The 26127-nt window shown below is 69.2% G+C and carries 28 protein-coding genes; 14 read left to right on the top strand and 14 right to left on the bottom strand.

What is annotated here, in order from left to right; translation table 11 throughout:
* Positions 1-29 precede the first annotated feature (29 nt).
* Together AC5RVV_RS05090 and AC5RVV_RS05085 are read right to left on the bottom strand one after the other, a co-directional pair.
* Positions 30-899, bottom strand: a complete 870-nt coding sequence (locus AC5RVV_RS05090) for a glutamate ABC transporter substrate-binding protein (RefSeq protein ID WP_494000296.1) — start codon at positions 897-899, stop codon at positions 30-32.
* Positions 900-951: 52 nt separating this feature from the next.
* A complete protein-coding gene (locus tag AC5RVV_RS05085) occupies positions 952-1770 on the bottom strand; it encodes an amino acid ABC transporter ATP-binding protein (protein WP_494000295.1) in 819 nt (272 codons plus the stop codon).
* A gap of 163 nt (positions 1771-1933) precedes the next feature.
* On the opposite strand from AC5RVV_RS05085, the gene AC5RVV_RS05080 reads away from it, so the two are divergent.
* From AC5RVV_RS05080 to AC5RVV_RS05060, 5 genes are all read left to right on the top strand, one after another.
* Positions 1934-2716: an LOG family protein gene (locus tag AC5RVV_RS05080; RefSeq protein ID WP_494000294.1), complete on the top strand. Its 783-nt coding sequence runs from the start codon at positions 1934-1936 to the stop codon at positions 2714-2716.
* A gap of 34 nt (positions 2717-2750) precedes the next feature.
* Positions 2751-3143 carry a DivIVA domain-containing protein gene (locus AC5RVV_RS05075; RefSeq protein WP_494000293.1) on the top strand — a complete coding sequence of 131 codons (393 nt, stop codon included), beginning with the start codon at positions 2751-2753 and terminating at the stop codon, positions 3141-3143.
* A complete protein-coding gene (locus AC5RVV_RS05070; RefSeq protein WP_494000292.1) occupies positions 3140-4384 on the top strand; it encodes a hypothetical protein in 1245 nt (414 codons plus the stop codon). Before AC5RVV_RS05075 ends, AC5RVV_RS05070 begins: the two co-directional genes overlap by 4 nt.
* A 174-nt stretch (positions 4385-4558) precedes the next feature.
* Positions 4559-4738, top strand: coding sequence for a DUF3117 domain-containing protein (locus tag AC5RVV_RS05065; RefSeq protein ID WP_493979326.1), 180 nt, complete (start codon positions 4559-4561; stop codon positions 4736-4738).
* 12 nt (positions 4739-4750) lie between these two features.
* A complete protein-coding gene (locus AC5RVV_RS05060) occupies positions 4751-6352 on the top strand; it encodes a leucyl aminopeptidase family protein (RefSeq protein WP_494000291.1) in 1602 nt (533 codons plus the stop codon).
* Between the two features lie 51 nt (positions 6353-6403).
* Here the strand turns inward: AC5RVV_RS05060 and AC5RVV_RS05055 are convergent, their stop codons facing one another.
* Positions 6404-7036 carry an O-methyltransferase gene (locus AC5RVV_RS05055; protein WP_494000290.1) on the bottom strand — a complete coding sequence of 211 codons (633 nt, stop codon included), beginning with the start codon at positions 7034-7036 and terminating at the stop codon, positions 6404-6406.
* Between the two features lie 298 nt (positions 7037-7334).
* Here AC5RVV_RS05055 and sigE point away from each other — a divergent pair, with 298 nt between their 5' ends.
* The 3 genes from sigE to AC5RVV_RS05040 are packed head-to-tail and all read left to right on the top strand — an operon-like array spanning position 7335 to position 9513.
* Complete coding sequence (gene sigE, locus AC5RVV_RS05050; RefSeq protein ID WP_494000289.1) at positions 7335-7937, top strand: RNA polymerase sigma factor SigE; 603 nt, start codon at positions 7335-7337, stop codon at positions 7935-7937.
* Positions 7938-7945: 8 nt separating this feature from the next.
* The gene (locus tag AC5RVV_RS05045) at positions 7946-9073 is read left to right on the top strand and encodes an anti-sigma factor family protein (RefSeq protein ID WP_494000288.1); all 1128 of its coding nucleotides are present in this window, start codon (positions 7946-7948) and stop codon (positions 9071-9073) included.
* Positions 9074-9102: 29 nt separating this feature from the next.
* The gene (locus tag AC5RVV_RS05040) at positions 9103-9513 is read left to right on the top strand and encodes a twin-arginine translocase TatA/TatE family subunit (protein WP_494000287.1); all 411 of its coding nucleotides are present in this window, start codon (positions 9103-9105) and stop codon (positions 9511-9513) included.
* Between the two features lie 62 nt (positions 9514-9575).
* On the opposite strand, the gene AC5RVV_RS05035 is transcribed toward AC5RVV_RS05040, so the two are convergent.
* Genes AC5RVV_RS05035 through AC5RVV_RS05025 form a run of 3 tightly spaced genes read right to left on the bottom strand, consistent with a single transcriptional unit; the run spans position 9576 to position 12600 of the window.
* A complete protein-coding gene (locus AC5RVV_RS05035; RefSeq protein ID WP_494000286.1) occupies positions 9576-10727 on the bottom strand; it encodes an Mrp/NBP35 family ATP-binding protein in 1152 nt (383 codons plus the stop codon).
* Positions 10728-10730: 3 nt separating this feature from the next.
* Entirely contained in the window at positions 10731-11330 is a 600-nt protein-coding gene (locus AC5RVV_RS05030; protein ID WP_494000285.1) for a DUF1003 domain-containing protein, read from the bottom strand.
* A complete protein-coding gene (locus AC5RVV_RS05025) occupies positions 11323-12600 on the bottom strand; it encodes a magnesium transporter MgtE N-terminal domain-containing protein (protein WP_494000284.1) in 1278 nt (425 codons plus the stop codon). Before AC5RVV_RS05025 ends, AC5RVV_RS05030 begins: the two co-directional genes overlap by 8 nt.
* Positions 12601-12764: 164 nt before the next feature.
* Here AC5RVV_RS05025 and AC5RVV_RS05020 point away from each other — a divergent pair, with 164 nt between their 5' ends.
* Positions 12765-13742, top strand: a complete 978-nt coding sequence (locus tag AC5RVV_RS05020) for a YflT domain-containing protein (RefSeq protein WP_494000283.1) — start codon at positions 12765-12767, stop codon at positions 13740-13742.
* Between the two features lie 162 nt (positions 13743-13904).
* Here the strand turns inward: AC5RVV_RS05020 and AC5RVV_RS05015 are convergent, their stop codons facing one another.
* A complete protein-coding gene (locus AC5RVV_RS05015; RefSeq protein ID WP_494000282.1) occupies positions 13905-15476 on the bottom strand; it encodes an aminopeptidase P family protein in 1572 nt (523 codons plus the stop codon).
* Positions 15477-15551: 75 nt separating this feature from the next.
* On the opposite strand from AC5RVV_RS05015, the gene AC5RVV_RS05010 reads away from it, so the two are divergent.
* Both AC5RVV_RS05010 and AC5RVV_RS05005 read left to right on the top strand, forming a co-directional pair.
* Complete coding sequence (locus AC5RVV_RS05010) at positions 15552-16415, top strand: PHP domain-containing protein (RefSeq protein ID WP_494000281.1); 864 nt, start codon at positions 15552-15554, stop codon at positions 16413-16415.
* Positions 16412-16528 carry a putative transporter small subunit gene (locus tag AC5RVV_RS05005; protein ID WP_494000280.1) on the top strand — a complete coding sequence of 39 codons (117 nt, stop codon included), beginning with the start codon at positions 16412-16414 and terminating at the stop codon, positions 16526-16528. Before AC5RVV_RS05010 ends, AC5RVV_RS05005 begins: the two co-directional genes overlap by 4 nt.
* Positions 16529-16612: 84 nt before the next feature.
* Here the strand turns inward: AC5RVV_RS05005 and AC5RVV_RS05000 are convergent, their stop codons facing one another.
* The 3 genes from AC5RVV_RS05000 to AC5RVV_RS04990 form a co-directional block, all read right to left on the bottom strand.
* Positions 16613-17530, bottom strand: coding sequence for a DNA-methyltransferase (locus AC5RVV_RS05000; RefSeq protein ID WP_494000279.1), 918 nt, complete (start codon positions 17528-17530; stop codon positions 16613-16615).
* A complete protein-coding gene (locus AC5RVV_RS04995) occupies positions 17530-19149 on the bottom strand; it encodes a DEAD/DEAH box helicase (RefSeq protein ID WP_494001282.1) in 1620 nt (539 codons plus the stop codon). The genes AC5RVV_RS05000 and AC5RVV_RS04995 overlap by 1 nt, the downstream gene beginning before the upstream one ends.
* Positions 19150-19474: 325 nt before the next feature.
* Positions 19475-21016 carry an RNB domain-containing ribonuclease gene (locus AC5RVV_RS04990; RefSeq protein WP_494000278.1) on the bottom strand — a complete coding sequence of 514 codons (1542 nt, stop codon included), beginning with the start codon at positions 21014-21016 and terminating at the stop codon, positions 19475-19477.
* Between the two features lie 51 nt (positions 21017-21067).
* On the opposite strand from AC5RVV_RS04990, the gene AC5RVV_RS04985 reads away from it, so the two are divergent.
* Both AC5RVV_RS04985 and AC5RVV_RS04980 read left to right on the top strand, forming a co-directional pair.
* Positions 21068-21763, top strand: coding sequence for a ferritin-like fold-containing protein (locus AC5RVV_RS04985; protein WP_494000277.1), 696 nt, complete (start codon positions 21068-21070; stop codon positions 21761-21763).
* Positions 21764-21872: 109 nt separating this feature from the next.
* A complete protein-coding gene (locus AC5RVV_RS04980; RefSeq protein WP_494000276.1) occupies positions 21873-22208 on the top strand; it encodes a 4a-hydroxytetrahydrobiopterin dehydratase in 336 nt (111 codons plus the stop codon).
* A 23-nt stretch (positions 22209-22231) separates the two neighbouring features.
* Here AC5RVV_RS04980 and AC5RVV_RS04975 read toward each other — a convergent pair whose 3' ends face one another.
* The 3 genes from AC5RVV_RS04975 to AC5RVV_RS04965 are packed head-to-tail and all read right to left on the bottom strand — an operon-like array spanning position 22232 to position 23440.
* Positions 22232-22531 (bottom strand): hypothetical protein, encoded by a 300-nt coding sequence (locus tag AC5RVV_RS04975; RefSeq protein WP_494000275.1) that lies wholly within the window; start codon positions 22529-22531, stop codon positions 22232-22234.
* 6 nt (positions 22532-22537) lie between these two features.
* Positions 22538-22762 carry a DUF3107 domain-containing protein gene (locus tag AC5RVV_RS04970; protein WP_136784705.1) on the bottom strand — a complete coding sequence of 75 codons (225 nt, stop codon included), beginning with the start codon at positions 22760-22762 and terminating at the stop codon, positions 22538-22540.
* Between the two features lie 57 nt (positions 22763-22819).
* Positions 22820-23440, bottom strand: a complete 621-nt coding sequence (locus AC5RVV_RS04965) for a TetR/AcrR family transcriptional regulator (RefSeq protein WP_494000274.1) — start codon at positions 23438-23440, stop codon at positions 22820-22822.
* A 118-nt stretch (positions 23441-23558) separates the two neighbouring features.
* Between AC5RVV_RS04965 and moeB the strand changes: the two genes are divergently transcribed.
* On the top strand, positions 23559-24743 hold the full coding sequence (moeB, locus tag AC5RVV_RS04960) for a molybdopterin-synthase adenylyltransferase MoeB (protein ID WP_494000273.1): 1185 nt from the start codon (positions 23559-23561) through the stop codon (positions 24741-24743).
* Positions 24744-24791: 48 nt separating this feature from the next.
* Here moeB and AC5RVV_RS04955 read toward each other — a convergent pair whose 3' ends face one another.
* Positions 24792-26117: a glutamyl-tRNA reductase gene (locus tag AC5RVV_RS04955; protein WP_494000272.1), complete on the bottom strand. Its 1326-nt coding sequence runs from the start codon at positions 26115-26117 to the stop codon at positions 24792-24794.
* Positions 26118-26127 lie beyond the last annotated feature (10 nt).

The following is a 26127-nucleotide window of genomic DNA, read 5'->3' as shown; positions in this document are numbered from 1 at the left end:
GGGAGTGCCCCGCCCCACAACGGATGGTGCTAGGCGCAGGCTTCGCCCGGCTTCGGCGGGTTCAGGTCCTTGTTGTAGGAGTAATCCACACCCTCGGTGTTCTTCTTGAGGGCTTCTTCCCAGGCACCTTCCTCGACCATCTTGTTGATGGCTGCGTTGATGTCCGCGCAGAGTTCCGAGCCCTTCGGCAGGCCGACGCCGTAGTTCTCCTCCGAGAACGGGTTGCCGACCACCTTGTACTTGCCGGCGTTGTTCGGCTGCGCCGCGAGTCCGGCCAGGATGATGTCGTCGGTGGTCACCGCGTCGATCTGGCCGCCCTGCATGGCGGTCACGCACTCTGCGTAGCTGGGCCGCTCGACCAGGTTCACTTCGGCGGCGTGCTCGTCCTTGATGCGCTGGGCGGAGGTGGAGCCGGTCACCGAGCAGAGGTTCTTGCCGTTAAGCGCATCCGGGCCGGTGATTTCGGTGTCGTCGGTCCGGACCAGCAGGTCCTGGCCGGCCACGAAGTACGGTCCGGCGAAGTCGACGGTCTGCTTGCGCTCGTCGGTGATGGAGTACGTCGCGAAGATCATGTCCACCTGGTTGTTGGCGAGCATATTTTCGCGGTTCGCCGAGGGCGACTCGACGAATTCGATCTGGTTCTCCGAGTAGCCCAGCTCGTTGGCCACGTACTTGGCGACATCCACGTCGAAGCCGCTGAACTTGCCGCCGGAGGAAAAGCCCAGGCCCGGCTGGTCGTACTTGATGCCGATACGGATGCCTTCGCCGCCGCCTTCGCCGCCGCCGGCAGTCTCGCCGCCGCCTCCGCCGCCTGTGCCGCCGCCGCCGCCGCCGCAGGCGGACAGCACGAGCGCGGCTCCGGCTGCCATGGCAGCCATTCCATAACGGGTCTTTCGCATGTTTTCTCCTTGCGTTGTCGGCCCTCCGTCAGTGAAGGGCCAGGTGTGGGGGTCAGTGTTCGAGGATCTTGCCCAGGAAGTCCTTGGCGCGGGTGCTCTTCGGGTTGGTGAAGAATTCTTCCGGGGTGGCCTGCTCCACGATCTGGCCGTCGGCCATGAAGAGCACCCGGTCCGCCGCCTTGCGGGCAAAGCCCATCTCGTGCGTGACCACGATCATGGTCATGCCTTCGCTGGCCAACTGCACCATGGTGTCGAGCACTTCGTTGATCATTTCCGGATCCAGTGCCGAGGTGGGCTCGTCGAAGAGCATCACCTTCGGTTTCATCGCCAGGGCCCGGGCAATCGCCACGCGCTGCTGCTGGCCGCCGGAGAGCTGGGCCGGCAGCTTTTGCGACTGGTTCGCCACGCCGACGCGCTCGAGCAGGCTCATGGCCAGCTCCTTGGCCTCGGACTGCTTCATCCCCTTGACCTTGATCGGTCCCAGGGTGACGTTCTCCAGGATCGATTTGTGGGCAAAAAGGTTGAAGGACTGGAACACCATGCCGACGTCGGCCCGCAGCTTGGCCAGGGCCTTGCCCTCGGCCGGCATCTTCTCGCCGTCGATCAGGATTTCGCCGTCGTCGATGGTCTCCAGGCGGTTGATCGCCCGGCAGAGGGTGGACTTGCCGGAACCCGACGGCCCGATCACGACCACCACTTCGCCCTTGGTGACCTCCAGGTTGATGTCCTGCAGCACATGGAGGGATCCGAAGTGCTTGTTGACGTTCTTCAGGGACACCAGCGGCTGACCCGCCGGCGCGGCGGACGTGGCTCGGGATGCCGCCGCAGGAGCAGCAGGCGGCGTTTTACTGTGCGATGCGTCACTGGTCATGGAACGAATCTAGCGAAAGATTCCCTTCAAGCAATGCATTCGCGACCGAACCGCCGGAATCGTGATTTAAGAGCAACCTGCGCCCCGGACCGCGTGAGGGCCGAATTGCCACCGAAACGGCGGAAACCGCCACGGATGGCCGGCGGATCTGTAGCCTTGGGAAATGACAAACCAGCAAGACATCCCGCTCCCGTCGCAACTTCCGGGCGCACCGAAAACCCGTTTCAAGGGGCCGGTGGAGCTGCGCCGCAGCCAGGCGGACATCCCGCAGGCCGACCAGTACCTGCTGGACACCAAGGACCGGGCGGAATTTACGCACACGGATCCCTGGCGCGTGCTGCGGATCCAGAGCGAATTCGTCGAAGGGTTCGGCACCCTGGCCGACCTCGGCCCGGCGATCAGCGTGTTCGGTTCGGCCCGCACCCGGCAGGGAAGCAAGCACTACGCCATCGCCGAGGAGATCGGGCAGCTGCTGGTCCGGCATAATTTCGCGGTCATCACCGGCGGCGGCCCCGGTTCCATGGAGGCGGCCAACAAGGGCGCCAGCGAGGCCGGCGGCGTCTCGGTCGGGCTGGGCATCGAACTGCCGTTCGAGCAGGGGCTCAACAACTGGGTGGACCTGGGCATCAACTTCCGGTATTTCTTCGCCCGCAAGACGATGTTCGTCAAGTACGCGCAGGGGTTCATCGTGCTCCCCGGCGGGCTGGGCACGCTCGACGAGCTGTTCGAAGCCATGGTGCTGGTCCAGACGAAGAAGGTGACGTCCTTCCCGATCGTCCTGGTGGGCACGGCATTCTGGTCGCCGCTGATCGACTGGATCCGCAACACGCTCCTGGCCGAAGCGATGATCGCGGAGGCCGATCTGGACCTGGTCAGCGTGGTGGACACGGCCGAGGAAGCAGTCGAGCAGGTCATCTCCGGGCTGTCCGCCCGCTCCGGATTTTGACCCGGCGCGACGTCCTCTCTGGCACGATGGTGCTGTGAGCGCATTCCTGGTTTTCCTTGCCATCGCCGTTGCAGGTGCGGCCGCTGTCGCCGCGTCGGGCTGGCGGGGCCGGAGGAAGGCGGCCGCCACCGGCGCGGGCGGCGAGAGTGACGGCACCGGATGGGAGCGCGGGCACGTGGCCGCGCTCCAGGGCCTGAGCGAGCATGAGGCGCGGCTGCCGGCGGTTTTGCTGCCTGAACACCCCCGTGCCGAAGACCTGGACAGCGTCCGGTTTTCCACCGCCCTGCGGGGCTACCGGATGGACCAGGTGGACGAAGTGCTGGACGTCCTGCGGGCCGAGCTGGGAGCCAAGGAGCGCCTGATCCGGCAACTGAGCCACGAACAGCCGCAGCCCGACGGCGGTGCCCACCCGGCGCGGGAAGGATGACGGGGGTGCAGGACCGCCTTCCGCGCACGCGCGTGCTTCGGGAGGCCGTGCACGCGGAGCTTTCCTTCTGGCGCCGACGGATCTCCGGGTGGCCGTGGTGGGTCCAGGTCTGCGTGCTTTACGCCCTTTCCCGGGTGTATTCGCTGCTGGTCTTCCTCGCGGTGGCACGCCAGCAGGGGCCGAATCCGTGGACCGGACCGCACCCCGACTATCTGTCCTTCATCGGAATCTGGGACAGCGCCTGGTACGAGCAGGTCTACCGGGAGGGGTATCCCGCCGATATTCCCCGCGGCCAGGACGGGCGGGTCGACGAGAACCAGTGGGCGTTCTACGCGCTTTTCCCCGGCATCGTCCGCATCCTGGCGGCGGCCACCGGGCTGGGGTGGCAGTTGCTGGCACCGCTGGTTGCGACCCTCGCCGGTTTTGCCGCCGTGCTGCTCATCTACAAACTTTTCCGTCGCTACGCCCCCCACGGCACCGCGCTGTGGGCCGTGTTCTTCGTGGCGGTCTTTCCGGTCTCGCCGATCCTCCAGGTGCCCTACGCCGAATCGCTGAACCTGGCGCTGCTGGCGGCGGCGCTGCTGCTGCTGGTGCGGCGGAAGTACCTGCCGGCGATTCCCGTCGTCGTGCTGATGTGCCTCTCCCGGCCGGTCGGCGTGCCGTTCGCGGCGCTCGCCGGCCTTCACCTGCTGTGGCGGATCAGGCAGCGCCGCACCGATCCGCTGCAGACCCCGGAATTCCTCCGCGCGGCAGCGCTGGCACTGGTCAGCTGTGCCGCGGCCCTCGCCTGGCCGGTGCTGGCGTGGTCGGTCACGGGCGAGATGACCGCGTACACCGATACCGAGACAGCCTGGCGGGGCGAGGCCCTGATCCTGTTCAAGCCGTGGTTCGACATGGGCGTGAACCTTTTCGGGCTGTTGGGCGGAATGGCCGCCCCGCTGCTGCTGGTGGCCGCGGCGGCCGGGGTCCTGTGCTCCCCGCCTGCCCGGAAGATGGGGGCGGACCTGAGGCTGTGGTGCGCCTGCTACCTGGGCTACCTGCTTGCCTTTCTGCATCCGCAGACCAGCACCTTCCGGCTGTTGCTTCCGCTCTTCCCGCTGGCCCTGGCGGCGGCCTTGGTATCACGCAGCCGGGCCTACCGCGCGTGCCTGGCAGTGATGTTCCTGGCCGGGCAGATTGTCTGGGTGACCTGGCTCTGGTCCTGGGCCGAACTGCCCGGCGGCGGGGACTATCCGCCCTAGCGGCGGCCGGCGCCGGTGCGCCCCGTGTCGCGCAAATTAGCACCCGGTTGTGATGTACGCGATAATGGGTAGTGGTTGGACATGGCGGCCGGGCAACTGAAGGGCCGCCGATGTGAGGTTGGCGGGCAGGGCGATCACCGATCGGGCTGCCCCATGGCGGAAGGGAATTCCCAGATGGCTGCGATGAAACCGCGTACCGGTGACGGTCCGATGGAAGTGACCAAGGAGGGGCGAAGCCTCATCCTGCGGGTGCCCATCGACGGCGGCGGGCGTCTGGTGCTCGAACTGAACGCCGAAGAAGCCGGCAACCTCAAGGACTGCCTGCTCGGCGTCACCAGCGACGTGGCAGGCTAGGAACCGTTTGCTGTGAGCCACGTTCCCTCCACCGCAGAGGAACAAACCGCCCGTCATCTGGAGCAGGCCCTGGTTGAACCGCAGATGGCGCGCGTCCAAGCCCTTCCGGCCCTCGGCCGCGGACGGTCTCCGGCCGAGGGCGCCGGGGATGTCACGGTGCTGGCGGTCCCCATTGCTGAAGGCGAGGCCAACGTTGAGCGGGCCACGCCGCAGCCGCGCCAGGGTGCCGCCGAGGCGGCAGCCGACTTTGGCGCCGACGTGGCGGCCTTGGCAGAGGTCCACGGGATTGCCGGTAAGGCCGGCGAAGTGCTGGCGGTGCCGGCGCCGCCAGGCTCCGCCCGGCTGCCGGAGCGCCTGATCTTGATTGGGCTGGGCAGTGGCAGCGCGGCGGAGCTGCGCAAGGCCGGAGCCGCCCTGGCCAGGGCGACGATGGGCACCGACCGGGTGCGCAGCAGCGCCGTCGACGGCCTGCCCGAAGGGCTGCAACAGGCCTTCATCGAGGGGTTCCTGCTGGGCGGCTACCGGCCGCCGCGCGCCGGGACGTCCGCCGCGCCCAAGCCGATGGCCGCGGTGCTGGAACTGACCGGAACCGCAGCGGGGACGGCCGCAACGGCCGCCGCCGGCGCCCGGGCCACGTGGCTGGCACGGGACCTGGCAAACATGCCGTCCAACGTGAAGAGCCCGGAGTGGATGGCCGGCCAAGCCGCGCGCCTCGCCGCGGCCCGCGGCCTGGGCATCCGCACGTGGGACGAGCATCAGCTGGCTGCCGGAGGGTTCGGCGGTCTGCTGGCGGTGGGCTCGGCCTCGCCGACTCCGCCCAGGCTGGTCCAGCTGGACTACACGCCCGCACAGGCCGGCGAGAACACCAGGCACGTTGTCATCGTCGGCAAGGGCATCACCTTCGACACCGGCGGGCTGTCGCTCAAGCCGCGGGAGCCGATGCTGCCGATGAAGACCGACATGGCGGGCGCCGGCGTCGTGCTGGCGGTGCTGGCCGCTGCGGCGGAGCTGCGCGTGCCGCACCGTGTCACCGGCCTGCTCGCCCTGGCCGAGAACGCCATCGGCGCCGACGCCTACCGGCCCGGCGACGTGGTGACCGTCCACGACGGCACAACCGTGGAGATCGGCAACACGGATGCGGAGGGGCGCATGGTGCTGGCCGACGGCCTCTCGTACGCCGCCGCCCGGCTGCAGCCCGACGTCCTGGTGGATATCGCTACCCTCACCGGCGCGGCGTCCCTGGGGCTGGGCAGGCAGCATGCGGCGCTGTACGGCACCCGGCCGTCCCTGGTGCGCGCGTTCGAAGCCGCGGGGGAGGCAACCGGGGAGCGGGTCTGGCACATGCCGCTGGACGAGGTGGCGGCCGAATACGGCTTCGCGTTGGAATCCGGCATCGCCGACATCTCGCATATCGCGTCCCAGCGGTCGAAGGTCGGCGGGGGATCGATCACCGCAGCGCTGTTCCTGCGCGAATTCACCGGCGCCCTTCCGTGGATCCATCTGGACATCGCCGGCCCCGCCCGGGCAGACTCCGACCGGGCCGAGGTTACGAAGGGCGCCACCGGGTACGGTGCCCGGCTGCTGCTGTCCTTCCTGCGCTCCTACCGCGGCTAGCACCGGGCCGGCGGCGGCCCGGCCGCCCGCGGGCAGGGTGCCGCGGGACGGTCAGCGTTTGACGGCCAGCAGCAGTCCCTCGCCGGTCGGCAGGATGGTGGACAGCAGTTGGTCGTTTTCCCGGATGGCCTTGCCGACCTTGCGCAGCGTGGTGGTGGATTCTTCGCGGATGGCCGGATCCGAGACCCGGTCGTGGTCCAGGGCGTCGTTGACAATCAGCATGCCGCCGCGCTTGAGCAGCCGGACCGCTTGCTCCACGTACAGCGGATATGAGGGCTTGTCCGCATCGACGAAGACGAGGTCGTAGGCGTTGTCGGTCAGCCGGGGCAGCACGTCGGCCGCGCGGCCGGAGATGGTGCGGGTGCGGTTGCCCGGAATGCCGGCATCGACGAAGGACTGGCGTGCCGCGCGCAGATGGTCGACGTCCGCATCGATGGTGGTCAGCACCGCGGCCGGCGGCAGTCCGCGCAGGAGGCAGACCCCGGAGACACCGGCGCCGGAACCGATTTCCACCACCGTCTGCGCCTTGGTGCCCGCGGCGAGGACGGTCAGGGCCGCGCCGACCCCCCTGCCGACAGCGGCAACGCCCAGTTCATGGGAGCGCTCACGGGCCCGAAGCAAGACGTCATCCTCGGCGGGGAGCCCCTCCGTGTAGGACCAACTCGTCTGCTTGTCGGCACTCATGAAACATCGCTTTCTCTTCAGCTTTTGCGGGAAAACGGCGCAGGGCCGCAGTGCCAAGCCTACTGCCACAGGTGGCGGGATTAGGCGCGTGCCCCGGGGACGGGACACGCTGCCGCCGGCCGGGGCAGACGGGGACCGGGCTTAGCGGTCTTTGTGCAGCCGGTTTACAGAATTCTCCCAGTCTTTTGCGCCAAGATGGGTACCCGGGACGCCGAAAGCCAGACCGGCAGCACGCAGCCGCATTCCCGGACCCCCAGGAGGTGGGCGGCCGCGGGCGGTCCGACGAAGGGGCACGATAATGACGAAGCTACAGGACGCCGCGTCGAACGCCGCGGCCGGCAACGATCAGTGGGTCGCTCCGACGTGGGAAGAAGTGGTGAGCAACCACTCCGCCAAGGTCTACCGCTTGGCCTTCAGGCTCACGGGAAACCGGTACGACGCCGAAGACCTCACCCAGGAAGTCTTTGTCCGCGTCTTCCGGTCACTGGACAACTTCAAGCCCGGCACGCTGGACGGCTGGCTCCACCGGATCACCACCAACCTCTTCCTGGACCAGGCCCGGCGCAAGAGCCGGATTCGGTTCGATGGACTGAGCGACGAAGCCGAAGCCCGGCTGCCCGGCAAGGATCCCGGCCCCGAGCGCAGCTTCGAATTTAACAACCTGGATATCGATGTCCAGGCCGCGCTGGAAGAGCTGCCGCCGGACTTCCGCGCCGCAGTGGTGCTCTGCGACCTGGAGGGGCTGTCCTATGACGAGGTCTCCGCGGCCCTTGGCGTCAAGCTGGGCACCGTCCGGTCGCGGATCCACCGTGGCCGGACTATGCTTCGGGAAAAGCTGGCGCACCGGGATCCTGCCGAACGCCCGCGCCTGAAACTGCCGCGCATCGCCGGAGCCCACTAATCGCTGCAATGCTCCACCCGGAAAGAGAGCTGGCGGAGTACCTGGACGGCGAACTCTCCGATGATCGCCGCCCGGCCCTTGAACGCCATCTTCAACGCTGCCGGCGGTGCCGCAAGAGCGTCGACGAATTCCGCCAGATCCAGGACCGCCTGCGCTCGCTGGACGTGCCGCCCCCTGACGACAACCTGACCGCGCGGCTGCTGCGCTGCAGCCGGCTCGGGGCCGCCGGACCGGCCGGGCCCCCGCTCGGCCTCGAAACTTCCGGCACCGCGGAAGACCGGAACTCCGGCGTACCCGCGGGCGGGCGCACCCCCGCGCCGGCCGGTGCCGCCTGCGGCCTCCCGCCCGCCGTCCTCCCTTCCGCCGCCCTCCCTCCCGCCGCCGCCCTTCCTGACGCCGCCGCCGACGCCGCGGCGGAGGCGTTGCCCGCGCGCAGGCCGGTCAGGCGTGTGCTGGCGGTTGCCGGCGGGGTCCTGGCCGGCTGCGCCGTGCTGACGCTGTCCGCGGCCTTCGTCCTGGGCGGCGAGACCGGGCAGGCGGACGCCGGCCGCGGCCTTGCCACCGGGACGGCCTGGGTGCCGGTGGCCGCCGATGCAGGCACCGCCCGTCCGATCGCCCTGGACGGGGCGGCACTCGAGGAGCTGCGGCGCGGCGGCTGGACCTGCCCGCTGCTGCCCGGGCTCGGCTACCGCCTGCGGAGCGCGGAACAGACCGTCGTGGACGGGCAGCCTGCCGTCAGGCTCGAGCTCGGCGACGGCAGCCACCGGGTGACGGTCACCGAGCAACGGCGCGGAGACGGCAGCGCCGGCGGAACGGCCCGGGTGGCGGACCCCGCGCCGCCGGTGAATGCGGCCACGGGCCATCCCGTGACCATGGACGGCTTCCGGGAAGTGGCCGGGCTGGACCGCGCGGTGTGGGTGCGCGGCGGCGAGGACTGGACCGTGGTGCTCCACTCCGACGAGGTGACGTACACGTTGTGGTCCGACCTCCCGCTGGCCGAGATGCCGGAGACGGTCAGCCACGTGGTGCTGTCGGAGAACTCCCGCCTGAAGCTGCCGATGCCGTCCCCAGCCGACGATCCGTTCAGCCGGATCGTCCGCGGACTGGGCATGATGGTCAGCCCGCCAAGTGGCTGACCGGCCCGGCGAACGGGTAACCTTCAATCGTGTTTGGAATCAACGGCTCAGAACTGATCATCCTGGCAATTCTTGCCGTGGTGATCCTCGGACCTGAGCGGTTGCCCGAATACGCCGCGCAGCTGGCCAAGTTCGTTAAGCAGCTGAAGACCATGGCCGCCGGTGCCAAGGAACAGCTGCGCGAAGAAGTCGGCGACGACATCGTCGACATGGACTGGCGCAAGCTTGATCCGCGGCAATACGACCCTCGGCGGATCATCAAGGAAGCCCTGTTGGACGACGACGAGGCGCCGCGTCCCGCGCCGGCGGCGCCGGCTGTCGCGGCAGCAGCCGCAACCGCGGCAGGCACGGCCGTGTCAACCGGTTCGCGGGCGCCGGCCGCGTCGCGCGCGCAGCTGGCCCCGGGTGAGGCAGCGCCGTTCGATACCGAGGCGACCTGACCTCCGGGGCGCATTAGCCACCGGCGCGCCGTTGCGCACGGGGCGTTTCCCGCACTGAGGCCCTAGCGGGGGGTGACGCCCAGCGTTCGTCCGGCCAGGCCGCGCGGACGCGCCGCCAAGTCCGCCGCAATCCGCCGCAGTTCGGCCGCGGCGCTGCCGGCAACGGAGGCGTCCGCCCCGTCCAGGACGATCGGGCGGCCGGCGTCGCCGCCGGCGCGCAGCCGTGGCTCCAGCGGGATGCTTCCCAGCAGCGGTACCGGCTTCTCCAGCACGGCGGAGAGCCGCCCGGCGACGGCAGTTCCGCCGCCGGAGCCGAAGACTTCCATCCTGGATCCGTCCGGCAGCGCCAGCCAGGACATGTTCTCGATGACTCCCGCCACCTGCTGCCCGGTCTGCGCGGCGATGGCGCCGGCGCGTTCCGCCACCTCCGCCGCGGCACCCTGCGGGGTGGTCACCACCAGGATCTGCGAGGACGGGAGCAGCTGCGCCACCGAGATCGCCACGTCCCCGGTGCCCGGAGGCAGGTCCAGGAACAGCGCATCCAGGTCGCCGAAATAGACATCGGTGAGGAACTGCTCCAGGGCCCGGTGCAGCATGGGCCCGCGCCAGGCCACCGGCTGGTTGCCCGAGACGAACATGCCGATCGAGATGACCTTCACGCCGTAGGCCACCGGCGGCAGGATCATCTCGTCCACCCGGGTGGGGGCCTGCGTGATGCCCAGCAGCCCGGGAACCGAGAAACCGTAGACATCGGCGTCGATGATGCCCACGCGCAAACCCTGGGCGGCCATGGCGCACGCGAGGTTGACGGTGACGCTCGACTTGCCCACCCCGCCCTTGCCGCTCGCCACGGCATAGATGCGGGTGAGCGAGGACGGATCGGCGAACGGATTGCCGCGGCCGGCACCGCGCAGCTGCTCCTTGAGCGCGTCGCGCTGCTGCGGCGTCATCACGTCCAGCTCCACCGCCACCCCGGAAACGCCCGGAACGGCAGCCAGGGCGTGCTCGACGTCGGCGGTGATGGTGCCGCGCAGCGGGCAGCCCGAGATGGTGAGCAGCACGCCGACGGTGACCCCTCCGGCGTCGTCAATCCGGACGTCCTTGAGCATGCCCAGCTCCGCGAGGGGCCGGCGCAGCTCCGGATCGATCACGGTTCCCAGTGCGCGCCGTACGGAGGCCGGGTCCGGGTGTTGCGACGGGTGTGGATCAGTCATGCATCAGTTCTCCTGGCCGCCGTGTTGGACGGGCGGCAGCTTGGGCAGCGAGGTGGTGGCATCGGAGGAACGGCGCCGGCCGCGGCGGCGTTCGTCCGCGGACTCGTCGTCCAACAGTTCTTCCAGCACCGAGCGCAGCTCGCTCCGGACGAAGTCACGCGTGGCCACTTCGCGGATGGCGATCCGCAGCGCGGCCAGTTCGCGGGTCAGGTACTCGGTGTCCGCCAGATTGCGTTCGGCCCGCTGGCGGTCCTGCTGCAGCGAGACCTTGTCCCGGTCGTCCTGGCGGTTCTGCGCCAACAGCAGCAGCGGAGCGGCGTAGGAGGCCTGCAGCGAGAGCATGAGGGTCAACGCGGTGAAGCCCAGCGCGGCGCTGTCGAAGCGCAGGTGAGCGGGTCCGAACGTGTTCCAGGCCAGCCAGAGCGCACAGAAGACCGACATCCACATCAGGAACTGCGGGGTGCCCATGAAACGAGCGAAGGACTCCGTGGCCTTGCCGAAATAATCGGGGTTCGGCCGCAACCGGACCAGCAGGCGCGTGCGGGTCTCGCGCGGGGTGTCCAGTCCCGCGACCTTGATTTTCCGGTCTGCCTTTTCAGCCAAAGCGTCCACCTCCGCTTACGGGGGAGTCGTCCTGCGCCCGCCAGTCGTCGGGCAGCAGATGGTCCAGCACGTCGTCAACGGTCACGGCGCCGACCAGCCGGCCGGAGCTGTTGACCACTGCCAGGGCGTTCAGATTGTAGGTTGCCAGGGTGCGGGCCACGTCGCTGACATCGGCCTGGTCCAGCACCGGCTCCAGGTCGGTATCCACGATGTTGCCCAGCGCCTCCGGCGGCGGGTAGCGCAGCAGCTGCTGGATGTGGACCACGCCCAGGTATTTCCCGGTGGGGGTCTCCAGCGGCGGCCGGCAGACGAAGATGGCCGACGCCAGGGCCGGCGTGAGCTCTTCGCGGCGCACATGCGCCAGGGCCTCGGCGACCGTGGCTTCCGGGGGCAGGATCACCGGCACCGGGGTCATCATGGAACCGGCGGTGTTTTCCTCATACTCCAGCAGACGGCGGACGTCCTTTGCTTCTTCCGGCTCCATCAGCTGCAGCAGTTCTTCCTTCTGCTCCTCGGGCAGCTCGGCCAGCAGGTCGGCGGCGTCGTCGGGATCCATCTCCTCCAGCACGACGGCGGCGCGTTCGGCATCCAGCGACGTGAGGATCTGCACCTGGTCGTCGTCCGGCAGCTCCTGGAGCACATCCGCCAGACGGTCGTCCTGCAGCTCGCTCGCGACTTCCAGCCGGCGCTTCTGGGTCATCTCGTGCAGTGCCTCGGCGAAGTCGGCGGGCTTGAGGTCCTCGTGGCTGGCCACGAAGGTAGTGGCCGCCTGCGGTTCGTGCCTGGCGCCCTGGTAGGCCTCGTGCCAGTCCACGATCAGTGTTTCGTTGCGGCGCAGGCTGCGCAGCGGCGACGTCGAATGGCCGCGCCGGACGAAGAGCTGGGACACATACCAGTCGCCGTCGCGGGACTGTTCCATGCCGATGTCCAGGATGGTGGCGTCGCCGCTGCCGTCGGCGAGCGTGACGCGGCGGTCGAACATCTCGGCGACCACCAGGGTCTCGGCGCCGCGCTGCTCGAACCGGCGCAGGTTGACCAGCCCGGTGCAGATGACCTGCCCGGCGGTGATCGAGGTGATCCGGGTCATGGGGACGAACACGCGTTTCTTGCCGGGGACCTCGACCACCAGACCGACCACCAGGGGCGGCTTGGCGGGGCCGTAGTCGAGGACGACGACGTCGCGCAGCCGGCCCAGGCGGTCTCCGAGCGGGTCGAAGACGTCCAGGCCGAGCAGCCGGGCTACGAAGACGCGGTTGGTTTTTGTGCTCACCCCTTTAGGCTACGTGCTGGGCCCGGAAATCCGGGATTTGGCGGGCCGGCTTTGCCTTGCTCCCGGCCGCCGCACTGGCGGAGGCTAAGGCAGCGCGGCGGTTCCCACGTTCACCTGAAGCGATACCCAAACCACCGGTTGCGTATATCAGCGACAATGGGGGTATGTCGATGCTTGGCCGTACAGATTCCCGGGACCCCAGCCGTACCCTTCCGCAGGGCGAGTTGATCGGAAACTACCGCTCGTATCTGGATGCCCAGAAGGTGGTGGACTACCTCGCGGACGAGGAATTCCCCGTCCAGCACGTGACCATCGTCGGCAACGACCTGAAGACGGTCGAGCGGGTGACCGGAAAGCTCAGCTATCCCCGGGTTGCCCTCTCCGGCGCGGCCACCGGCGCCTGGTTCGGCCTGTTCGTCGGCTTGCTGCTGATGCTCTTCGGCGGCGGCGAAACCTTTGTGCTGCTGATCTCGTCGATGGCCATGGGCGCGGCCTTCTGGATGCTCTTCGGCATCATTTCCTACGCGCTGCAGCGCGGCAAGCGGGACTTCACCTCCACCAACCAGGTGATCGCCACCAGCTATGACGTGGTGGTCTCCACCGAGGTGGCACACGAGGCCCGGCGGTTGGCCGCGCAGCTGCCGATGGCCGGGACCGCGGTTCCCGGCCGCCCGGCAAACCACGGGCAGTCGCCCGTCGGGCCGCAGCCGCCTGCCGGCTATGGCCAGCAGCCTCCTGCGGGCCAGCAGCCGCAGGCCCCGGAGCGACCGGCCCAGTGGGGCGAGGACCCGTACCGCCAGGGCGGCGTCCAAGGACAGCAGCCCCAGCCCGGCCCGCCCGACGCGGTCAAGGCCGGGGTGCCGGGCCAGCCCGTGCGCGGGCGCTTTCCGGACCTGCCCGACGGCCGCCCGCAGTACGGAATCCGCGTTACTCCGGAGCCCGCCCAGCCCCAGCAGGCCGGCGAGCCCCAGAACGGCTCCAGCCAGCAGGCCGACGGGCCCCAGAACGGCGCCGGCCCGCAGACCGGCGTCTCCGAGCCCGACGGCGGCACGCCGGCCGGCGGGAGCCAGCCGGGCGCCGGCCCCCGGGCCGGCGAGGGGAACCCGGACTCCTTCAACGACGACGACCGGCCCGGCACCTAGCCGCACGCCACCGGCGCCCCGCAGGATGAACCGCCCGCACGACGAACGGGCACCGTGCGAGGCCCCGCACCATGCGGGCACCATAAACGGGAAGGGATCCACCGTCGCAGACGGCGGATCCCTTCCCGCGTGGCGTTGCTCCGGCCGCGGCCGCCGGGGGCGCTATTCCCCTGACGTGCCGTAGATGCCGGCCATCCAGGACTCCACGTCCTCGGGCTTGCGCGGCAGGGCCGCCGACAGGTTCACCGGGCCGTCGGCGGTCATCAGGATGTCGTCCTCGATCCGCACCCCGATGCCGCGGTATTCGGCCGGAACGGCCAGGTCTTCGTCCTTGAAATAGAGTCCGGGCTCGATCGTGAACACCATGCCCGGGGTGAGCACGCCGTCCAGGTACAGCTCGCGCTTCGCCTGCGCACAGTCATGGACGTCCAGGCCAAGGTGATGGCTGGTGCCGTGCGGCATCCAGCGCCGGTGGTGCTGGCCCTCGGGGGAGAGCGCCTCGGCCAGGGGAACCGGCAACAGGCCCCACTCGTCCAGCCGCTCGGCGAGCACGGTCACGGCGGCGGTGTGCACGTCACGGAACTTCACGCCCGGCTGCGCGGCGGCAAAACCGGCGTCGGCGGCATCGAGTACCGCCTGGTAGATCCTGCGCTGGACCTCGGTGAACGTGCCGTTGACCGGCAGCGTGCGGGTTACGTCCGCGGTGTACAGGGAGTCGGCTTCCACGCCTGCGTCCAGCAGCAGCAGGTCTCCGGCCTTCACCTGCCCGTTGTTGCGGATCCAGTGCAGGATGGTTGCGTTGTTGCCGCTGGCGGCGATGGTGTCGTAGCCCAGGTCGTTGCCTTCTTCGCGTGCCCGGGCAAAAAACGCGCCCTCCACCACGCGTTCGCCCCGCTCGTGCGTCAGCGCGCGAGGCAGCACCTTGACCACCTCGTGAAAGCCGTTCACCGTGGCCTCCACGGCCTTCTTCATCTCCTGGACTTCCCACTCGTCCTTGAGCAGGCGCAGTTCGGACAGCGCTTCGGAGAGCTTGCCGTCGAGCCGGTCTGATTCCTCCAGGTCCACGCCGGTGTTGATCCGGGAGGTGTCCACGAGGGCGTCCACGTTCAGGTCGACCTCACGCAGCAGCCGGATGCGCATGCCGCCCACATGGACGACGCCGGCATCCTTGGTGATCGCGACCTCGAGTTCGCCCAGGTCGGCGGTGGGCAGGCCCAACCGGCGGCTCAGCTCCTCCAGCGTGGGCCGGGGACCGATCCAGAACTCGCCGTACCGCGCGTTGGCGTAGAACTCGGCGGAATCCCGGCCGGACATGGGGCGGAAGTACAGCGTGGCCCGGTGGTGGCCGCCGTCGTCCCCAGATCCCGCCTCGGTGGGTTCCATGACCAGCACGGCGTCCGGCTCATGGTCCAGGCCCAGGCCCGTGAGGTGGGCGAAGCCCGAATGCGGGCGGAAGCGGTAGTCGGTGTCATTGGAGCGGACCTTCAGCGGGCCGGCCGGAATGACCAGGCGTTCGCCGTGGAAGTGCTCCGAAAGAGCCCGACGGCGGCGCGCGGCGTAGGGTGCGACGGCTTCCTGCTCCGGTGCGGACGAGCCGGCCGGAGCCCAATGGCTGCCCATGAACTCCTTGAAGGCATCCGATTCCGGGCGCTGGGAACGGTTGTTGACGCGGTCTTCCAGCGGCTGCTCCCCGGCAGGCTGCTGTGAGGCGTCCTCATTCTGGTAAGTACTCACCGGTCCATCGTCTCACCGGCCCAAGGCGCTGCCAACATCGGCGCCCGGCAGGGGCTCCTGGCGTAAATTAGTTCTGTGATGATCGACCTGCACGCGCATTCCACGGTTTCCGACGGCACCGAACCGCCCGCCGAGGTGGTGCGTGCCGCCGCAGCCGCCGGTCTTGACGTCGTGGCGCTGACCGACCATGACTCCACTGCCGGCTGGGAAGCGGCACGAACCGCCGCCGTCGAGGCAGGCCTGGGGTTTGTGCCCGGCATGGAGGTCACGTGCCGGACCGTGGAGGGCATCAGCGTGCATGTGCTCTCCTATCTCCACGATCCAGCCCACCCCGGCCTGCTGGCCGAAATCAACAAGGCCCGCGACGCGCGGAGGACCCGGGCCGAACGGATGGTGGAACTGCTCGCCGAGGACTTCCCCATCTCGTGGGCAGAGGTCACGGCCCGGGCCGGGCACGGGGCGACCATCGGCCGGCCGCACATCGCCGACGCATTGGTGGCGGCGGGGATCGTGTCCGACCGCAGCGAGGCCTTCGCCCGGATCCTGACTGCCCACTCGCGCTACTACGTGTCGCACTACGCGCCCGACCCGGCCACCGCCGTCGCCCTGGTGCGCGAGGCGGGGGGAGTGCCGGTCTTTGCCCATCCTGTGGCCAGCAGCAGGGGCCGGGTGGTCGGCGATGCCGTCGTCCGCGAGATGCTCGACGCGGGGCTGGCCGGGGTGGAGATCGATCACCGGGACAACCCGGAAGAGGGCAGGGAACAGCTGCGCCGGCTTGCCGCCAAGCACGATCTGATAGTCACCGGTTCCAGCGATTACCACGGCGCGGGCAAGCCGAACCGGCTGGGCGAAAACACCACCGACCCGGCCATGCTGGACCGCATCCTCGCCGCCGGGACGGGCGCTGCGGCGCACCTTCCCGGCCGCATCGCCCGGTGACGCTTTACGTCCTCGTCTGGCCGGTCATTGTGGCCGCGACCCTGTGCGTCTTTGCCCGCGGCTTCTTCAAGGAGTGGGCTCAGGCGCGCCGGGAGGGCCGCAGCATCATCTAGCCGCCGCCCCGGGACACCACAACGACGGCGGGGCGCGGGCCGGTTCCAGGAACCGGTCCGCGCCCCGCCGTTCTTTGCCGCCGGTTAGCTTTCACCGGCGCCGACCGTCGCCTCGGCGCCCACGGCGGCCTCTGTTCCGGCGGCCTCAACCACTGCCGCGTGGCGGCCCAGCCGTTTGCGCATGACGTCGATGGCCTGCGGGTTCTGGTCCACGCAGACGAACCGCCGGTCCATGCCGGCGGCCACGGCGCCGAGGGTCCCGGAGCCGGCAAAGAAGTCGAGCACCCAGTCGCCGGGCCGGCTGCTCGCGGCAACCATCCGGCGCAGCAGCCCTTCGGGCTTTTGGGTGGGGTAGCCGGTCTTCTCCCGGCCGGTGGGGGAGACGATGGTGTGCCACCAGACATCGGTCGGGAGCTTGCCGCGGGCGGCCTTCTCCGCGGTCACCAGGCCCGGAGCCATGTACGGCTCGCGGTCCACTTCCGCGTTGTCGAAGTGGTACGCCTTCGGGTTCTTCACGTAGACCAGGATGTTGTCGTGCTTGGCGGGCCAGCGGTTGCGCGCACGGGCGCCGTAATCGTAGGCCCAGATGATCTCGTTCAGGAAGCTCTCGCGGCCGAAGAGCATATCCAGCAGCACCTTGGCATAGTGCACCTCGCGGTAATCCAGGTGCAGGTACAGCGTGCCGTCGTCGGCCAGCAGCCGCCACGCCTCGGAGAGGCGGGGCTCCAGGAAGGACCAGTAGTCGTCGAACGCGTCGTCATAGCTGGCGAGCGTGCCCTTGACCGTCTGGTACGACTTGCCCTTGAACCCGATGCGGTCGCCTTCGCCATCGGCGCTGCGCACCATGGAGGTCTGCTGCCGGACCTGGGCCCGGCCGGTGTTGAACGGCGGGTCCAGGTAGATCATGGTGAAAGCGCCGTCGGGCAGCGTGGGCAGGAAGTCGGCGTTGTCCGCCCGGACTACCAGCGAGCTGCCGTCGGGCGTCCACCGGATACCGGCCACTATTCCCCGCTGGCGCCGTCGGTGACCTGCTGGGCGGTCCCGTTGACGACCTCGCCGTTGCGGCGGCGGGTGCGTGAACGCTTCCGGCGCGGCTTGTCGGCCGAGGCAACGGTCGTGTTCTCGGTGGCTGCCTCCTCGGTGCCGCGGCGCTGCCGCGGGTTGCCCGAGTCGGACCGGCCCTGCGGGCCGCCCTGGCGTGCGCCGCCGCGGCGCGCACCGCCGCGGCCGCCGTCCTGCCGCTGGCCGCCGGAGCGGGCCGGGTGCTTTCCGGTCTCGCCCAGGTCTTCGAGCTTCTCGGCGTCGATGCCGGCGAGCTTGCGCTGGCTGCGCGGAAGCCTGCCCTTGGTGCCTTCGGGAATGTTCAGGTCGGTAAACAGGTGCGGGGAGGAGGAGTAGGTCTCCTGCGGTTCCGGCACGTCCAGGCCGAGGGCCTTGTTGATCAGGCCCCAGCGCGGGACGTCGTCCCAGTCCACGAAGGTGACGGCGGTGCCCTTGTTGCCGGCGCGGCCGGTCCGGCCCACCCGGTGCAGGTAGGCCTTCTCGTCTTCGGGGCACTGGAAGTTGATCACGTGGGTGACGTCTTCCACGTCGATGCCGCGGGCGGCGACGTCGGTCGCGACCAGCACGTCCACCTTGTTGTTGCGGAACGCGCGCAGCGCCTGTTCGCGGGCGCCCTGGCCGAGGTCGCCGTGGATGGCGCCGGCGGCGAACCCGCGGTCGATCAGCTCCTCGGACAGCTTGGCGGCCGTGCGCTTGGTCTTGGTGAAGATGATGGTCCGGCCGCGGCCCTCGGCCTGCAGGATGCGGGCCACCACCTCGTCCTTGTCCAGGTTGTGTGCGCGGTAGACAACCTGGCGGATGTCCTTCTTGGTGATGCCTTCGTCGTCCGGGTCTGCGGCGCGGATGTGCGTCGGCTGCGTCATGTACCGCCGGGCCATGGCGATGACCGGTCCGGGCATGGTTGCGGAAAAGAGCATGGTCTGGCGTACGGCCGGGGTCGCGGCCAGCAGCGTCTCGACGTCCGGCAGGAAGCCCAGGTCCAGCATCTCGTCGGCTTCGTCCAGGACCACGATGCGGACGTTCTTCAGGCTCAGGTGCTTCTGGCGGTGCAGGTCGATCAGACGGCCGGGGGTGCCGACCACGACCTCGACGCCCTTCTGCAGCAGCTCGATCTGGGGCTCGTAGGCGCGGCCGCCGTAGATGACGGCGACGCGGGCGTTGCGCTGCTTGGAGGCGGTCATCAGGTCGTTGCCGACCTGCACGGCCAGTTCGCGCGTCGGCACAACGATCAGGGCCTGCGGCGCACCGGGCACCGGAAGCTTGTCGAAGCCGTCGTCGTCCGGTCCCACCACCCGCTGCAGCGCGGGGATGCCGAAGCCCAGGGTCTTGCCCGTACCGGTCTTGGCCTGGCCGATGATGTCGTGGCCGCCGAGGGCCACCGGCAGGGTCATGGACTGGATCGGGAAGGGGTGGGTAATGCCGGCGTCGAAAAGCGACCGCACGATGTCCGCGCGGACGTTGAAGTCGGCGAAGGTCTGCTTGGGCAGTTCGTGGGGGCGTTCGTCGGAGGCCAGCACGGCCTCGACGACCAGTTCTTCGGCGCTGTTGTCAGCGTGGATGAGCTGTTCGCCAGCCACCTGGATATTTTCAGTGTTCAATTACATACCGTTCATTCAGGCGCCGACGCCGGCGGTGCTCAACGGTCCCGCAGATGCTGCGGGAGCGGAACAAGGCGGAAGCGTGGCGCAACCAGTGGAAGCCGATCGCGGGCTAACAACTGCTTTCCCGGCCGGCCAACGAGGCAGCCAAGGAGGTTAAAGATCGCGTAGGGACGGATCTGTTGATGGATTCACTTCACTCAATCAACGACCGGGCATCCAGTACTACACGGTTAAGTCTACCGGTCGTTGGCAAACCGGCCCCCGCGCCGCACCGTGCGGGCACTTAACCGTCGGCCAGTTCAAAGTGCAGGCGCCGTTCCCCGATGTCCGCCGTGGTCAAGCGAACGCGCACCGTGGCCCCAGCCTCCAGGATTCCCGAGCACCGTGCGGTGACCGGCGGGTCGCTGAGCTGGACCACGCCGTACGGCTCCTGGCCGCCGTTGCCTTTGCCCCTGCCGGCCACCAGGACCTTCCCGTTGCCGTTCCCGTTCCCGCTCCCGTTGCGGCCGCCGGCGCCGTTTCCGTTTCCGTTGCCCGGGTACCGGGTGCCGGTGATCACGACGGCGTCGAATTCTTCCCCGACGCGGTGGCTCAGCAGCGCCGTTTCAACGGCGTCCAGGGCGGCGCGGTCCACCCGCCCCGCCAGCTGGTCGGAAGCCGCCATCAGCTTGGGCAATTCCTCCAGCGCGTCCTGGGCCCACTGCGGGACGGGTTCGCCGGCGCACAGGGCATGGCAGATCACCAGCACGAAACGGTCCACCAGCCGCCGCAGGGGAGCCGTGGCGTGCGCATAGGGTGCGGCAATGGCGGCCTGCTGCCGTTCGGGCGGGAGCTCGCCGACGAACGGCGTGTAGCCGGCACCGCGGAAGAGGGCGGTGGCCCCGTGCATCAGGGCCAGTTGCTTGGGATCGGTGGTGTCCAGGCTGCGTAGATAGTCGCCGTAGGCCATCTCGTGCGGCCACGGGAACCCCAACGCCTCGGTCTGCCGGCGGTACTGGGCCTCGGCGTCAGCGTCCGGTCCCGGCATGGTGCGCAGTATCCCGATCCGGCCTGCCAGCATGATCTCGGCCGCGGCCATCCCGGTCATCAGCGATATCTGGGCGTTCCAATCCTCCACCGGCAACGGCGGCCTGGTGACAATGAAGTAGTGCCGGCCGTCATGGGCAATCTCCTGGTCGGGGACATCCAGGCTCGCCCCGCCGCGCTCGCGTTCGAGCTCCACCCGCTTGCTGCCCACTTCCTTCAGCAGCAGCAGGGTGGGCGCCGCATCGCCCGAATCGATGTCCTGCTGCACCTGCTCGTAGTTCAGCTTGGCCCGGCTCCGCACCCTGGCGCGTTCCAGGGTGGCCGCGGTGACCCGCGCGGCGGCGTCGAGCTCGAATCGCCACACATAGGCTGACCGCAGCTGGTCCGCCAGCAGCGACCCGGCCTGTTCGCCGATGACGTCGGGATGCAGCGGGATCCGTCCGTCCGGGGCGTAGATGGTCTGGCCCCGCCGCCGGGTTTCGGCATCCAGTTCGCCGCCGGCCTCCACAAAGGAGGGGACGTCGGCGATCGCGTACCAGACCGTGTAACCGCCGTCGGTGGACTCGATGTACAGGGCCTGGTCCAAGTCGGTGGACGCGGGCGGATCGATGGTCACGAATTCCAGTGCGGTCAGATCGGTCTCCGGCAGCCGATGGGCGGCCACGGCGGCCCGGGCCTCCGCGAGTGCGCCCGCGTCGAACTCCTGCGGCAGGTCGAACTCTGTCCGCAGGTCTTTCAGCACCCGTGCCAGCAGATGCTGGGACTCGTTGACCTTCGGGTCCAAATGCGGGTACGGCACACGGTTAGCCTAACGGCAGCCGCGTCGAAATGGGACGCTACCCTTGGATTCATGAGCACCGTGAGCACCGTTCCCGCAGCGCCCAACGAGGATTCCGGCCGCCGCCGGCAATTCCTGATCGATCTGTACGGCGTGATGGCCTACGGCGAGCTGTCCGCCTTCGAGCGGTTTTCCTCCGACGCACGCTTTTCGCCCACCCTGCATGACCGGGCCGCCGTCGGCCGGCTCGCGGTGACCGAGTTTGAACATTTCGAGGCCGTGGCCGCGCAGCTGGAGCAACTCGGCGTGGACGTGGAAACGGCCATGGCCCCTTTCCAGCCCTCCATCGATGCCTTCCACGACCGGACGCGCCCGGCCGACTGGTACGAGTCCCTGATGAAGGCCTACGTCACCGACGGCGTGCTGGGGGACTTCTACCTGCACATCGCCGGAGCCCTCGACAGCGAGACGCAGAAGCTGGTCGCCCGGATCAAGGAAAACACCGAGCAGATCTCCATGATCGCGGCCCGGCTGCAGCAGGTGCTGGCCGACGATCCACGGCTGGCCTCGCGGCTGGCGCTGTGGGGGCGCAGGCTGGTGGGGGAGGCCTTGACCCAGGCACAGCGGATCGGGATTGAGCGCGCCGTGCTCAGCGAGCTGATGCGGGGGCAGGATCCCGACCGGCAGGCACAGGCCACCGGAGAGTTGTTTGCCCGGCTGACCCAAAACCATTCGCGCCGAATGAATGACCTGGGCCTGACGGCGTGAGCGCAGGCCTTCAACGGGGTTGGCTTCACCGGTAGGCTGGCGGCACAGGCGGCCGCAAGCCGCGGCAGCCGGGCCGCGCGGCAGACCGCCGCGCAACCGGGAGGGCATCGTGGGACGTGCGAAAGACGTACTCGACAGTGAGGAAATAGACCGGCAGCTGCGCGGGTTGCCGCAGTGGCGCTACGCGGACGGAGCGCTGGTCAGCGCGTTCAAGCTGGACAATGGGCGCGAGGCCCTGAATTTCATTGCCGCCGTGGGCGACCTGGCCGAGGAGCAGCGGCACCACCCGGACCTTGACTGGCGGTACAACAAGGTCTTGTTGCGCTTCACGTCGCATGACGCCGACTCGGCAGTCACTACCCGTGACGTGTCCGCGGCGGCAGCGGTGAGCGTGCTGGCCCGGAAGCTTGGCGCGGACGCGGACCCGGACGGCTATCCCGGCTAGCTTTCCTGCCCGGCCGGCTTCGTTCAGCCCAGCAGGGCGGTCAGCCGTTCGGTATCCCGCTGCACGCGGCGGCGTCCGATCCACCAGGCACCGGCCCACGCGGCCGGAACGGAAACGGCCATCGGCAGCAGCCAGGACAGGAAGTGCACGCCCGGTTCGGAGCCGAGGCCGGCGGCCATGAGGACGAACCAGAGCAGCACCGCCGCCGCCACCGCGATCCCGGGCAGCAGCAGCACCCCGTAGGCGTGGCGCCGCCGGTCCACCGCCCAAGCAGTGAAGCCGACGGCGGCGGCGACGAGCACCAGCAGGACCAGTGCGACCATGGGTGGTTAGAGAGCGCCGAATCCGACGGGGCGCGGCCCCTCGGCGCCGATCTCGACGTAGGCCAGGACATTGGACGGGATGATGACCAGGCGTCCCTTGGCGTCGGTCAGGCGCAGCTCGGCGCCGCCGTTCATGGCGCGGCTCGCGATCTCGGCCACCTCGTCCGGCGACTGCGACGAATCGAGCACGATTTCACGGCCGACGTTCTGCATGCCGATCTTCACTTCCACGCTGATGCCTCCTGGTAATGCTGTAAGCCGGGTGGGTTCCCTACTGGCGAATCTATCCTAGGGTTCCTTCGGGAACCGTGAAATTCCGCGCCAAGCTAAACGGTAGATCAGTTCGCTCGCGGCGTCCTGGTCCAGTTCCCCGCCCGAGCGCAGCCAGTGCCGGGCACTGATCTGCGCCATGCCGGCCAGGGCCCGGCCCAGCAGTGTGGCCTCGACCGCCGAGAGCTTGGTGTCCTCGGCGATGACTCCGGCGATGGCGCTGGCCAGCCGCGCATTGAAGTCCTCCAAGCGGCCGCTCACGTCGGGGTCGTTGTTCAGGTCGGATTCGAAGACCAGCCGGTGCGCCTGGCTGTCCTGGGCGATGAACTGGTAGTAGGCCCGGATGGTGGCGTGCACGCGGAGTTTGTTGTCCGTCGTCGAGTTCAGCGCAGCCATCAGCATCGCGTTCAGCGATTCCAGGTGGTGATCCAGCAGGGCCAGATAGAGCTCCCGCTTGCCGGGGAAGTGCTGGTAGAGCACCGGCTTGCTCACGTTCGCTGCGTCGGCGATCTCGTCCATCGCCGCCGCATGGTAGCCATTGACCACGAAGACCTCGTGTGCCGCCTGCAGCAGCTGGCGCCGTCGTTCCTCCCGCGGCAGTCGGGTGGGCTTGGCGGCTGAGCGGGGTTCTGTCGTCACGGTAGTACTCGGCCTCTTCCGGCGCTGCGGTCAGGAAAACTTACAGCGCCACGGTGCAGTAAGTGTCAGTCCCGACCAGTCTACGCACCAGCAACCGGCTGGGGCGTAGATTGGAAGAATGAGCACCTTGGAGACCCGGCGGCTGCCGCCGCTCGTGGAACCGGCAGCGTCCCTCAGCAAGGCCGAGACCGAGCGGTATTCGCGGCACCTGATCATCCCCGAAGTCGGCATGGCCGGCCAGCTGAGGCTGAAGAACGCCAGGGTGCTGGTGATCGGCGCCGGCGGCCTCGGATCGCCGGCCATGCTGTACCTGGCCGCTGCGGGCGTGGGCCGGATCGGGATCGTGGACGACGACGAGGTGGAAGCGAGCAACCTGCAGCGCCAGGTCATCCATGGCGTGGCGGACCTGGGGCGCAGCAAGGCGGCCTCGGCACGGGACAGCATCCTGGCGCTGAACCCCGGCGTGGATGTGGTGCTGCACGAGGTCCGGCTGGACACCGGCAACGTCCTGGAAATTTTCGCCGGCTACGACGTCATCCTGGACGGCACCGACAACTTCGCCACCCGGTATCTGGTCAACGACGCCGCCGCGCTGCTGGGCAAACCCTACGTGTGGGGATCCATCCTGCGGTTCGACGGGCAGGTCAGTGTCTTTTGGGACGCCCACGGGCCGAACTACCGCGACCTCTATCCGGAGGCGCCGCCGCCCGGTTCGGTGCCGTCCTGCGCCGAGGGCGGCGTGCTCGGCGTCCTGTGCGCACAGATCGGCTCCGTGATGGTCAACGAGGCGATCAAGCTGATCACCGGCATCGGGCAGACGCTGTTGGGCCGCGTCCTGGTCTTCAATGCCCTCCAGATGAGCTGGCGGGAGCTGAAGGTACGCAAGGATCCCGACGCCGAGCCAATCACCGGGCTGGCCGACTACGAGGCGTTCTGCGGGGTCGCGCCGCCGCGCCGGGTCGACGCCGACCACGCGGTGGACGCCCGCACCCTGTCCCGGATGCTGGCCGACCGCGATGCCGGCAGGGGCGACTTCGAGCTGATCGACGTCCGCGAACCGGGCGAATACGAAGTGGTGAACATTCCCGGCGCCGTCCTGGTTCCGAAGGGACACATCCTGTCCGGCGAGGCCCTGGAGGACCTGCCCCGGGACACGGACCTGGTTTTCCACTGCAAATCGGGCGCGCGCTCGGCCGAAGTCCTGCAGAGCCTGCTGGCGCGGGGCTACACCCGGGTATCCCACCTCGACGGCGGAATCCTGGCGTGGGTCAGGGACGTGGAGCCCTCAAAGCCGGTGTACTAAGGGTCACCCTGGCGCCGGCCGCGACCGGCTGCAGGCGCCGGGGCCGCCTCAGGCAGTGGCGGCCTCGTCGCCGTGCGCGACCGGGCAGGACGCCGCATCCGCGGCCCGGGGCAGGGCGGGGTCTTCGACCGTGATGCCGTACAGCGCTTCCAGGGCGGCAATGTAACGCTCCTGCTCGCCGTTGGCGGCCAGTTCCCGCGCCCGCACGGTGGGCAGGTGCAGCAACTGCTTGACCATGCGGCGCATGGCGAACTCGACTTCCTGGGCCGGGCCGGTGCAGCCGTGCTGCGAGCGCACTTTCTCGAGCTCGTTCTCCAGTACCTGCATGGTGTGCTTGCGAAGCGCCACGATGGCGGAGTCCACGCTGCGCGCCTGCCGGCTGGCCTCGAAGCTGCGCGCCGCGTTGGCGACGATCTCGGCCGCCTGCTGCACGGATTCGGCCTGCTCCTCGGGCGCTGCCATCCGCACGGACTCCAGCGTGATCAACTCCACGCCCTCGAGCGCCCCCACGGCGGGATCAAAGTCGTGGCTCAGCGCGAGGTCGATGATCGTCAGCGGCTTGTCGACGCCGGTGCGCACCCCGGCCACGCGCTCGGCACTGACCTGGTTGTCGCTGCCGCTGCAGCCGATGACGACGTCGGCGGAAGCCATCGCGCTGTCCAGCGCCGCGTGGGTCAGCGGGACGCCGCCGCGGGTTTCGGTGAACGCCGCGGCGCGGCCGGAAGCCGAGTAGACGCTGATGTGGGTGCAGCCGCGTTCGCGCAGCAGCGCCATGGTGGCCCCGGCGTAGGCGCCGGTCCCGAAGAGTACAACCTGCTTGCCCGACCAGTCCTTCTCGACGGCAAGGTCCGTGGCGAGGTCGAGCGCGACCGACACGATCGAAAGCCCGCGGCCGCCGAGTGCCGTCTGCGTCCCGACGTCCTTGGCCGTCCGGGAAGCGGTCTGGAAGAGCCGGACCAGCCCCCCGCTCGCGGTGCCCTTTTCCTGCGCCTCGATCAGGGCCCGACGCACCTGGCCGGCCACCTCGCGTTCGCCGACCACGGCCGAATCCAGGCCGGCCCCGACCGCGAACAGGTGCCGCGCAACGTCCTCGCCGGTGTTCACGTCGAAGGAGCGGGCGACCAGCGCGTCGTCCAGCCCCGAGCAGCGGCTGATCTGTTCAATGAGCGCGGCGCGGGCGGCCTCCAGGTCGGACTCGCTCTCGGTCTCGCAGTAAACTTCCACCCGGTTGCAGGTAGCCAGGACCACGGCGCCGGTGACCGGGGACCCGTCTGCGAGCACGTCGGTATCGATCCGGGAGGTGCCGGCACTCAGGCGGGCCACCGTTTCCAGATCGACCTTGGAATGGGTTGCAACAAGTGAAAGTAAGACCACAGCGCCTCTA

Source organism: Arthrobacter sp. MDT2-34-1, assembly GCF_059091365.1.
This window is presented reverse-complemented; position numbering and strand designations above follow the sequence as displayed.

Excerpts from the sequence above, each read along its gene's own strand:
- AC5RVV_RS04985 (WP_494000277.1), top strand. The coding sequence starts at position 21,068 with ATGAGCACCGTGAGCACCGTTCCCGCAGCGCCCAACGAGGATTCCGGC.
- AC5RVV_RS05055 (WP_494000290.1), bottom strand. The coding sequence starts at position 7,036 with ATGAGTGCCGACAAGCAGACGAGTTGGTCCTACACGGAGGGGCTCCCC.
- AC5RVV_RS04975 (WP_494000275.1), bottom strand. The coding sequence starts at position 22,531 with ATGGTCGCACTGGTCCTGCTGGTGCTCGTCGCCGCCGCCGTCGGCTTC.
- AC5RVV_RS05085 (WP_494000295.1), bottom strand. The coding sequence starts at position 1,770 with ATGACCAGTGACGCATCGCACAGTAAAACGCCGCCTGCTGCTCCTGCG.
- moeB (WP_494000273.1), top strand. The coding sequence starts at position 23,559 with ATGAGCACCTTGGAGACCCGGCGGCTGCCGCCGCTCGTGGAACCGGCA.
- AC5RVV_RS05070 (WP_494000292.1), top strand. The coding sequence starts at position 3,140 with ATGACGGGGGTGCAGGACCGCCTTCCGCGCACGCGCGTGCTTCGGGAG.
- AC5RVV_RS05035 (WP_494000286.1), bottom strand. The coding sequence starts at position 10,727 with ATGACTGATCCACACCCGTCGCAACACCCGGACCCGGCCTCCGTACGG.
- AC5RVV_RS05090 (WP_494000296.1), bottom strand. The coding sequence starts at position 899 with ATGCGAAAGACCCGTTATGGAATGGCTGCCATGGCAGCCGGAGCCGCG.
- AC5RVV_RS05020 (WP_494000283.1), top strand. The coding sequence starts at position 12,765 with ATGTCGATGCTTGGCCGTACAGATTCCCGGGACCCCAGCCGTACCCTT.
- AC5RVV_RS05045 (WP_494000288.1), top strand. The coding sequence starts at position 7,946 with ATGCTCCACCCGGAAAGAGAGCTGGCGGAGTACCTGGACGGCGAACTC.
- sigE (WP_494000289.1), top strand. The coding sequence starts at position 7,335 with ATGACGAAGCTACAGGACGCCGCGTCGAACGCCGCGGCCGGCAACGAT.
- AC5RVV_RS05080 (WP_494000294.1), top strand. The coding sequence starts at position 1,934 with ATGACAAACCAGCAAGACATCCCGCTCCCGTCGCAACTTCCGGGCGCA.
- AC5RVV_RS05065 (WP_493979326.1), top strand. The coding sequence starts at position 4,559 with ATGGCTGCGATGAAACCGCGTACCGGTGACGGTCCGATGGAAGTGACC.